The sequence below is a fragment of the Citrobacter sp. wls757 genome, assembly GCF_005280935.1.
Classification (GTDB): Bacteria; Pseudomonadota; Gammaproteobacteria; order Enterobacterales; family Enterobacteriaceae; genus Citrobacter; species Citrobacter portucalensis.
The window spans coordinates 140824-149361 of the sequence record NZ_SZWU01000080.1; the positions used below are offsets into that span (position 1 = coordinate 140824).

An 8538-nucleotide genomic window follows, 5' to 3' on the forward strand; every position below is an offset into this window, starting at 1 on the left:
ATAGAGGATTCGAACCTCCGACCCCTTCGTCCCGAACGAAGTGCGCTACCAGGCTGCGCCAATCACCGAATGCGGGGCGCATCTTACTGCTCAGCTGCGCGCCCGTCAATCCCTTAGTATCAAAATGCCATTTGATCGGTGAGAAAGTCAGCAGCTCAGTTACTGGGCTGTAGCCTTATTCGCGTCCGGGATACGGCACCAGTTATTATTCTCGTTAATACCGCCATTTGGCGAGGTATAACCGAGGCAACCCAAAATGGTGTCGTACAGTTCCACATGACGACGCGGCACCTTCATATCAGCTTCTTGCTTAAGGTGTGCAAACGCCTTCGCATGGTCGGGGTCTTCCAGATATTTGTCAGACATCCACACCATCATAGGAACGCGGAACTGCTCAGGTGGCGCCATTTTACGCGGCGTACCGTGCAGGTGCTCGCGCTCGTTAATCGACTCACCATGATCGGCGGCGTAAAACACGATCGCTTTCTTATCGCGTAGCTGATCAAACACTTTGGTAATAAAGTGATCAACATAGGTTACCGAGTTATCGAATGAGTTGATCATCTCAGCTTTCGAGCAACCGCTATCAACATTGACACATTCCGGCTTCCACTGCGCATAATCACGGGTATAGCGCTGGGTGTAGTTAAAATGTGAGCCCTTGGTATGCAGAATAATTAGATGCTTGCCACCATCTTCATTATTTTGCAGAGACTGCTGCATCTCGGTAATCAACAGCATATCGTCAACGTTCTTGCCACGGTTGCGCGGCTCTGCGCCAATCTGCTCACGATAGGCGATGTTCTCCGCCATGGTGTTACTGTAGAACCACATCTCGCTTTGCATCGCGTAAAGATCGGTCTTGAACCCTAACTGGCCGAGCACGGAGAAGACGTTTTGTTCTTTCAGAGTACGCTGCGGGTTTTCTTCTGCCCCACCCTCACGCACAAACATGCAACGCAGCGAAAGTTTGGTTGCCGTATCACAGGAATATCCACGGAAGGCGGCCAGATTTTTCTCCTGGGCGAGCCTTGGCGTGGTATTGCGCTCATAGCCAAAAATTCCCATATGATCCCAGCGGGTCGTTTCGCCGATAATAAAGACCACATAGGTGTCGTCGAGGTTTTTGGGGGCAACATAGGTAAACTTCTTCGCCGGGTTCATCAACGATTTGTTGTCTGAGGATTCATCCACCTGTGCCCAGGCGTACAGACCCAGCGCGGAGAGCCAGTTTGACGGCAGATAGGAATTCGCCACTACCCCGCCATAGCTGGGTAAATCGATTCCCGTTGCTCGCTCAACGCTTCTCTGTTGCATACTCAGCAGGCGAATCGGGACCCATACCATCAGACCAGCCAGTAAAACTACCGCCACGCTGCGCCATCTCATACCAGGCGTACGGATCTGTTTCATCAGGGTATAGCGGCAGCGATTACTCCAAATCAGAACCAACGGTAAAATGCTGACCGAAACCAGCCACACGACAAAATGCCAGCCAACCACTTCTTTCGATAAATCAATATCCGTGGTCATTACGGAGGCAATAATACCGTAACCAATTACCACATTCAGGAAGGTCATGTAATAGCTGGCACCAGCAGAACATAGCACCACTAAGGTTGTCAGGACACGCCAGGCGCGCCGACCAAATAAAGAGAGAAGCCGTAGTAAAAAGAAGGTCACCAGCACAGTGCCGGCTAATTCAACAACCGCAGAGAGTCCTTTCCAGACGGTAAACTCGTGTGCATATCCGCTAAAGCGCCGGAAAAATACAGCACAGTTCATAAACAAACCGATATAGATTGCCAGCAGGAAACTGAGTTTCTGCTGCGTCATCGACTTAATGTATCTCATGCAAACAAACCCTGGGAATCGGGATTAAAACACCCTGAGCAGTAGTCAAACAGACCAAGCAGGGGAAAATGCGACAACAGCAGAAGTGAAATGTCTACGGGCGCGGGTAAGTAGACCACAGGAGGGGGAAAAAGTGCTTATGGAGAATGCAAATGACGCATATATTTTTGTAAATATATGCGCCAGGTATTAATCAGACTACTAATAGGTTTAGGCGTGCGCCTCGGTATATACGCTACGCTGTGGCTGGCGGATGGTGGTGGAGAGTGCCAGCGAGATAATTAACAGCGCAAAGATAACGCAGAAGGTCACATAGAAACCGCCGAACAGCGAGGCGATAATGGAACCACAAATGCTGCCGATACCGAAACCTAAGTAAATGACGCCGTAGTTTTTAGCCAGGTTATTCAAACCGAAGAACTCGCTCACCAGTGACGGGAACACGGTGATGGTACCGCCAAAGTTAAATGCTACGCAGGCAATCGCCGCGAAGAAGGTCGCATCATTCAGCGGGGCGAACAGCAGTGCCGCCATACCGACCAGCGAAACGACCTGCCCAATGGTGATAACGCGAATACGAGAGATTTTGTCGGACAGAATCCCCAGAACCAGACGACCTGACAGGTTAGCGATAGAAATGACGGTAACCGCATTTGCCGCCGTTGCCACATCCATATGCGCCAGGCTTTGTGCAATATCTTTCGCCACGCCAATCACATACAGCCCACTCATACACGCCGTCAGGAACATCACTGCCAGCATCCAGTACTGCGGTTTACGCATGGACTGCGCCAGGGTGTAGTCATTCTCAACCACGCCATTTTTCGTTTTCACTTCCTGATTCGGCGCGTCTTTCATCAGCGTGGAGCCAAAGACGATCATCACCAGCACAATCGCGCCCCAAATCATGAAGGTTTTTTCCAGACCCACAGTGCTCAACAGTTGGCTGTCGATGAATTTAAAACCGAGGCTGCCAAGACCGTAAGAACCGATGGCAAAGGCGGAAATCAGCCCTTTACGCTCAGGGAACCATTTTACACAGTTGGAAAGTGTTAACAGGTAGCCTGCGCCATCCGCCAGACCGACCAATACACCGGCGCTCAGCCACAGCATAATCAGGCTGTCAGAGTGGGCGGTTAAGAAGAAGCCGACACCCAGTAAAATACCGGAGGCCATGGTGACGCGTTTCACGCCAAAACGTTCCTGCAGTTTCCCGGCGACGGAAGAAGAAATCGCCAGCCCGAGGCTCAGCAGGCCAAAGGAAAAGGCAACCTGACTCACTGGCGCATCAAGCTTAGAAGAGAGCGCACCGTTAAACAGGCTCCAGGTATAAACAGAACCTAAAGCAAATTGGGTAATGATGGTGCCGATCAGTGTCAGCCAGCGGGTACGCTGATAATCAGAAGTTTTCATGGCAGTCTTCCTGCATAAACAAAATGGGAAATTCTCTGCCAACAACCATACCGAAGCGCTTTTATGAGCAGGAGAAAACGGCATGAAATGCCGCCAGGACGGAATGAAATGCCTGGAATGCGGAATGAATGACGAGACAAAAAGTCGGGTTACTGAATTTTATCGCATGAGTTAGTACACGCTATCGCTGGAGTGCGTGTGATTGTTGATCTCAACATGTAATCAAGATGTTTATATGCTGATTGCTTACGTTAAAATTTGGCGCTCACTCCCATGGTGTACATATAGTCGCTGTTGTTGGTACTGTTTTCCGCCTGCGAAAGCGCCGCGTAAGCCGCCATGTGCGGGTTCAAAAGCATATCCGCACCGACGGTGACATCCACCCAGTTACCGTCCTGACCCGCTGCTGACATGCGGCTGAGACCCGACTGCGCCTTCCAGATATTCTCGCCAAACTGCTGGTTATAGCTGATTTGCGCCCACGGTCGCACATCACCGAACTGCGAATTGACTCGCCAACCCAACGAACTCACGCTGGCATGCCACAGCGGATCGTTCTGCGTTACCGACGTCGCGCTATCGCCAAATTCGTTGTAAGTAGATGTGGTTGAACCGTCATAATGCAGCGCGGCAACCGGACCAGTTGTCACTTGCCTTGAAAGCGGGAAGTTCCAGCCCATACTCATGCCGCTGGTCGCATCCATAGGCGTCTCATCCGCCAGATTTACCACGGGACCCGCCACGTTCTGAGTGGAACGAATACGTTCTTCCAGAATGTCGTTATAACGTGGTTGGTGATCGCTGTCCCATGTATAACGTTCAGCCGTATGCCCTGACATCGCATCAACGATATATTCTTGTTGCCAGCCATATGCTGTATTGATGGACAGCGCACAAACTACAACGCTCACCAGAGTTAACCTCTGATGACCACTACCGTTTCTTATAATCATCAACGCGACTCCAGAAAAGAGCCGAATTCGGCGATATTATTGTCATTGTGTGAAGGATATTGGGCCCATCAGGCCCTGTATTAAATATTGTCTTTTTAGCTAGCGCGTCAAGGCGGGCCGAATGAAATTTTTACGCCAGTAAAAACAGCGAGGAAGAATATGCAGCGTTGCGGATGGGTCAGCCAGGACCCACTTTACATTGCCTACCACGACAAGGAATGGGGCGTCCCCGAAACCGATGGTAAAAAGCTGTTCGAAATGATCTGCCTTGAGGGCCAGCAGGCCGGGTTATCGTGGATTACCGTGCTCAAGAAACGGGAAAACTATCGCCACGCCTTCCACCATTTTGACCCGGAAAAAGTGGCGGCCATGACCGAAGAGGATGTGGAAAGGCTGGTACTGGATGCCGGCATTATTCGTCATCGCGGAAAAATTCAGGCCATTATCGGCAACGCTCGCGCTTTTCTGACGATGGCGCAAAACGGAGAGTCGTTTAGCGAATTCGTCTGGTCATTTGTTGATAACCAACCGCAAGTGACTCGCGCCGCTAACCTGAGCGATATTCCCACCTCCACGCCTGCGTCAGACGCGCTGTCTAAAGCGTTAAAAAAACGCGGATTTAAGTTTGTCGGCACCACCATTTGTTACTCCTTTATGCAGGCGTGCGGCCTGGTCAACGACCATGTCACCAGCTGCATCTGTTATCCGGGAGAACAACATGATTCGTGAATCCAAGGCTGACGATCTGCCGTCAATTTTGGCGCTGTGGATGGAAAGCACAATCCATGCCCATCCATTTATCGAAGAGCGCTACTGGCGCGAAAGTGAATCCGTGGTGCGGGATGTTTATCTGCCCGCCGCGCAAACCTGGGTGTGGGAAGAAGAAGGCGAGCTCAAAGGCTTTGCCAGCGTGATTGACGACCGCTTTCTCGGCGCGCTGTTTGTCGCACCTGCCGCCATCAGAAGCGGGATCGGCAAAGCGCTGGTGCAGCATGTCCAGCAGCGCTTTTCGATACTCAGCCTTGAGGTCTACCAGAAGAATCAATCAGCGGTGAACTTCTACCATGCGCTGGGTTTTCGTATTGAAGACGGCGCATGGCAGGAAGAGACTCACCACCCCACGTGGATTATGGGCTGGCAGGCGGATCAAACGCCGTAAGCGCCAACGTTGGTCCGCTATATTTTTCAAGCCACGCCAGCGCCGTGTTGCCCGCGCAGCCATTCCCCAGCTTCGAGCTGGGGAGATCTTTGGTCAGTACGTTGACGGCTCCATTTTTACAAATACCGTTCGCTGCGAGATCCAAATCAGGCCAGGCGCCTTCATGAATACAGATGACGCCGGGTTTAATACCCGCCGTCACCACCGCGCCCGCCAGAACTTGCCCGCGCTGGTTCCACACCCTGACCGTATCGCCATCCGCAATGCCGCGCGCGTGGGCGTCCTGCGGATGAATCGTTATCGGCTCACGATCCGCTACCGCGTACTGCTCACGTAGCGCACTGTAGTTAAGCTGACTATGCAAACGGTGCGCCGGATGGGCGGAAAGCAGCTGTAGCTGGTCCGGTTCGGCGTTACCGAACCACTCATCCGGCTCCAGCCACATCGGGTGTCCCCCGCAGTCCGCGTAGCCGTAACCGGCAATCCTCGCGGAGTAGATTTCAATTTTGCCGCTGTCCGTTTTCAGCGGATGCGCCTGCGGGTCGCAGCGAAAATCCGCAAAACGGATAAACTGTGCGCTGGCGGCGTTTTCCGGCATTTCGATCAGGGCGTTGCGCTGCCAAAACTCGGCGAAAGGCGGCAATGTCACCTGCTGACTGGCCCCACGTTGCCCGGCAATATTGTAAAAAGTCTCCAACCACGCCAGTTCGCTTTTACCTTCGGTGAACCGTTCATATCCGCCCTTTTCCCAGCGCTCACTCAGCTCGGCAAAGACATCAAAATCATTTCGCGCTTCGTCCTGCGGCGGTACGACCTGCTTCATCGGCACCAGGTGCTGGTTGCTGTAATCGCCAGTCATGGTCAAATCATTACGCTCAAAGGAGGTGGTTGCTGGCAGCACGATATCGGCATGCTTTGCTGCGGCGGTCCAGAAACACTCCGAGATGACCACCAGCTCCGGTTTTTGCCAGGCGCGAATTAAACGGTTAGTGTCCTGATGATGGGTGAAGTTAGCGCCACCCGCCCACCACAGCATACGGATGTCCGGGAAATGGCGGTCCATGCCGTTGTGCTGGTAAAAACCGCCGGGATTTTCCAGCGCTTCGACAATTCGCGCCACCGGGATTTTATCTACCGCGTCGGTGCCGCCTTTAACGCTGCCCTGCATTGAAGCCAGCACCGCAGCCCGGCGCGTTGGGTTGCCGCCGTTGGCAAAATGGTACGACAGCCCAAAACCGCCGCCTGGCGTCCCGATTTGTCCGAGCATGGCGGCCAGGGTGACAATCATCCAGTGTTTCTGCTCGCCATACTGTTGGCGCTGCATGCCCCATCCGGCCATCAGCATGGTGGTATTTTGGTGAAATATCGCCGCAAGTTCGCGTATCTTCGCTGCCGGAATGCCACAAATCTCTGCCGCCCATTTTGCCGTTTTTGCAACATCGTCAGATTTACCCAGCAGATAGTCGGCAAAACGGTCATATCCGGTGGTACACCGGGCGAGAAAGTCCTCGTCATGCCAGCCGTTTTCCACCAGCGTATGCGCGATGCCTAGCATCAGCGCTACGTCGGTCCCCATATGCGGGGCAATCCATTCCATCTTATCGCCAAAGAAATCGACGCTTTCCGATCGCATCGGATCGATACAGATCAACCGTTTACCGCTGTCGCGCAATGCCTCAAAGTACGCGAGGCCCTGCTCATCGGACGCGTTCCAGGCAATCTTCAGGGTATTCAGCGGATTGGCGCTCCACAACACCACCACCTCGCTGTTCTCCAGCACCACCGGCCAGCTGGTTTGCTGCTGGTAAACTTCGTTCCCGCCCACCACGTACGGCATGATCGCCTGCGCAGCCCCCGTCGAGTAATCCCCCAGATGCCCGGTATAACCGCCCGCCAGCGCCATATAACGCTGTAACAGGGTCGCCGCTTTGTGTAACACGCCGTTGGAACGCCAGCCGTAGGAACCGGCAAAAATTGATGCCGGGCCGTAGCTGTCACGGATGCGTTTATGCTGCGTATGGATAAGATTCAGCGCGTCGTCCCAACTGACGCGAACAAACTCATCCTGCCCACGTACGCCCTGTGGGTTCTCCGGCGAGGCGAGAAACCCTTTACGCACCATCGGAAAACGTACCCGCGTTTTACTGTGAACCTGGTCGCGCACCACGGTTTGCAAAGAGTTGGGATGAGCGGTGGGCAGCGCGCCACGCGAGGAGAAAACCGTCTCACCATCAGTGTCGACGAGGATTGGTCCCCAGTGGGCGGCGGTTAACACCGAGTAATGTGCGGGTGAATTAGCCAAGATGGCGCTCCTGAATGCGATGTGACGGCTTATTTATTATGCCGTTCAATGTTACTTACAAATTTCAGAGTCTTCCCTGGAATTTTCTTCATGTTCACACGTCATAATCAACCGCCACGGTCGCTGTGGCAAAGAAGAAAAAGTCATTAAGGAATTAAGATGAAGAAACGTGTATTTGTTATTGCTGCCATCGTGAGCGGCGCCCTGGCGGTTTCTGGCTGCACAACAAACCCTTACACCGGCGAACGCGAAGCGGGTAAATCCGGCATTGGCGCTGGTATTGGCTCTCTGGTCGGCGCGGGCATTGGCGCACTCTCTTCTTCGAAGAAAGATCGCGGCAAAGGCGCACTGATTGGCGCAGCGGCTGGCGCGGCCGTTGGCGGTGGTATCGGCTATTACATGGATGTACAGGAAGCAAAACTGCGCGAAAAAATGCAGGGAACGGGCGTCAGCGTGACACGCAGTGGCGATAACATCATTCTGAACATGCCAAACAACGTCACCTTCGACAGCAGCAGCGCCAACCTGAAGCCTGCGGGTGCTAACACCCTGACCGGCGTGGCGATGGTACTGAAAGAGTACAATAAAACCGCCGTCAATGTGCTGGGCTTCACCGACAGCACCGGCAGCCAGGATCTGAATATGCGTCTGTCACAGCAGCGCGCAGACTCCGTAGCCAGCGCCTTGATCACTCAAGGGGTCGCAGCTAACCGCATCCGCACTCAGGGTATGGGCCCGGCAAATCCGATCGCCAGCAACAGCACAGCGGAAGGTAAAGCGCAAAACCGCCGCGTAGAAATTACCTTAAGCCCGATCCAGTAACGTTTTGTGCCGGATGGAAGCAGACCGCGCCCATC

At 53.4% G+C, this 8538-nt stretch carries 7 protein-coding genes; 3 read left to right on the plus strand and 4 right to left on the minus strand.

Annotated elements, in window-relative coordinates:
- Positions 1-159: 159 nt before the first annotated feature.
- The 3 genes from eptB to FDW94_RS22710 all read right to left on the minus strand — a co-directional run bounded on the left by eptB (position 160) and on the right by FDW94_RS22710 (position 4220).
- Positions 160-1854 carry a kdo(2)-lipid A phosphoethanolamine 7''-transferase gene (gene eptB, locus FDW94_RS22700; protein ID WP_032945323.1) on the minus strand — a complete coding sequence of 565 codons (1695 nt, stop codon included), beginning with the start codon at positions 1852-1854 and terminating at the stop codon, positions 160-162.
- Positions 1855-2064: 210 nt separating this feature from the next.
- Positions 2065-3267 (minus strand): MFS transporter, encoded by a 1203-nt coding sequence (locus FDW94_RS22705; RefSeq protein ID WP_020996062.1) that lies wholly within the window; start codon positions 3265-3267, stop codon positions 2065-2067.
- A 251-nt stretch (positions 3268-3518) separates the two neighbouring features.
- Positions 3519-4220 (minus strand): autotransporter outer membrane beta-barrel domain-containing protein, encoded by a 702-nt coding sequence (locus tag FDW94_RS22710; protein ID WP_137378289.1) that lies wholly within the window; start codon positions 4218-4220, stop codon positions 3519-3521.
- Between the two features lie 159 nt (positions 4221-4379).
- Between FDW94_RS22710 and tag the strand changes: the two genes are divergently transcribed.
- Both tag and FDW94_RS22720 read left to right on the plus strand, forming a co-directional pair.
- Positions 4380-4949, plus strand: a complete 570-nt coding sequence (gene tag, locus FDW94_RS22715; RefSeq protein WP_003846107.1) for a DNA-3-methyladenine glycosylase I — start codon at positions 4380-4382, stop codon at positions 4947-4949.
- A complete protein-coding gene (locus FDW94_RS22720) occupies positions 4939-5379 on the plus strand; it encodes an N-acetyltransferase (RefSeq protein ID WP_008786424.1) in 441 nt (146 codons plus the stop codon). Before tag ends, FDW94_RS22720 begins: the two co-directional genes overlap by 11 nt.
- Here FDW94_RS22720 and FDW94_RS22725 read toward each other — a convergent pair.
- On the minus strand, positions 5348-7681 hold the full coding sequence (locus FDW94_RS22725) for a molybdopterin guanine dinucleotide-containing S/N-oxide reductase (protein WP_137378290.1): 2334 nt from the start codon (positions 7679-7681) through the stop codon (positions 5348-5350). The genes FDW94_RS22720 and FDW94_RS22725 overlap by 32 nt on opposite strands.
- A 159-nt stretch (positions 7682-7840) precedes the next feature.
- Between FDW94_RS22725 and FDW94_RS22730 the strand changes: the two genes are divergently transcribed.
- Positions 7841-8503 carry an OmpA family lipoprotein gene (locus FDW94_RS22730; RefSeq protein WP_003827397.1) on the plus strand — a complete coding sequence of 221 codons (663 nt, stop codon included), beginning with the start codon at positions 7841-7843 and terminating at the stop codon, positions 8501-8503.
- Positions 8504-8538 lie beyond the last annotated feature (35 nt).

What these genes read in the sequence shown, in the direction of transcription:
- eptB (WP_032945323.1), bottom strand. Translation starts at nt 1,854, where the DNA reads ATGAGATACATTAAGTCGATGACGCAGCAGAAACTCAGTTTCCTGCTG.
- FDW94_RS22705 (WP_020996062.1), bottom strand. Translation starts at nt 3,267, where the DNA reads ATGAAAACTTCTGATTATCAGCGTACCCGCTGGCTGACACTGATCGGC.
- FDW94_RS22710 (WP_137378289.1), bottom strand. Translation starts at nt 4,220, where the DNA reads ATGATTATAAGAAACGGTAGTGGTCATCAGAGGTTAACTCTGGTGAGC.
- tag (WP_003846107.1), top strand. Translation starts at nt 4,380, where the DNA reads ATGCAGCGTTGCGGATGGGTCAGCCAGGACCCACTTTACATTGCCTAC.
- FDW94_RS22720 (WP_008786424.1), top strand. Translation starts at nt 4,939, where the DNA reads ATGATTCGTGAATCCAAGGCTGACGATCTGCCGTCAATTTTGGCGCTG.
- FDW94_RS22730 (WP_003827397.1), top strand. Translation starts at nt 7,841, where the DNA reads ATGAAGAAACGTGTATTTGTTATTGCTGCCATCGTGAGCGGCGCCCTG.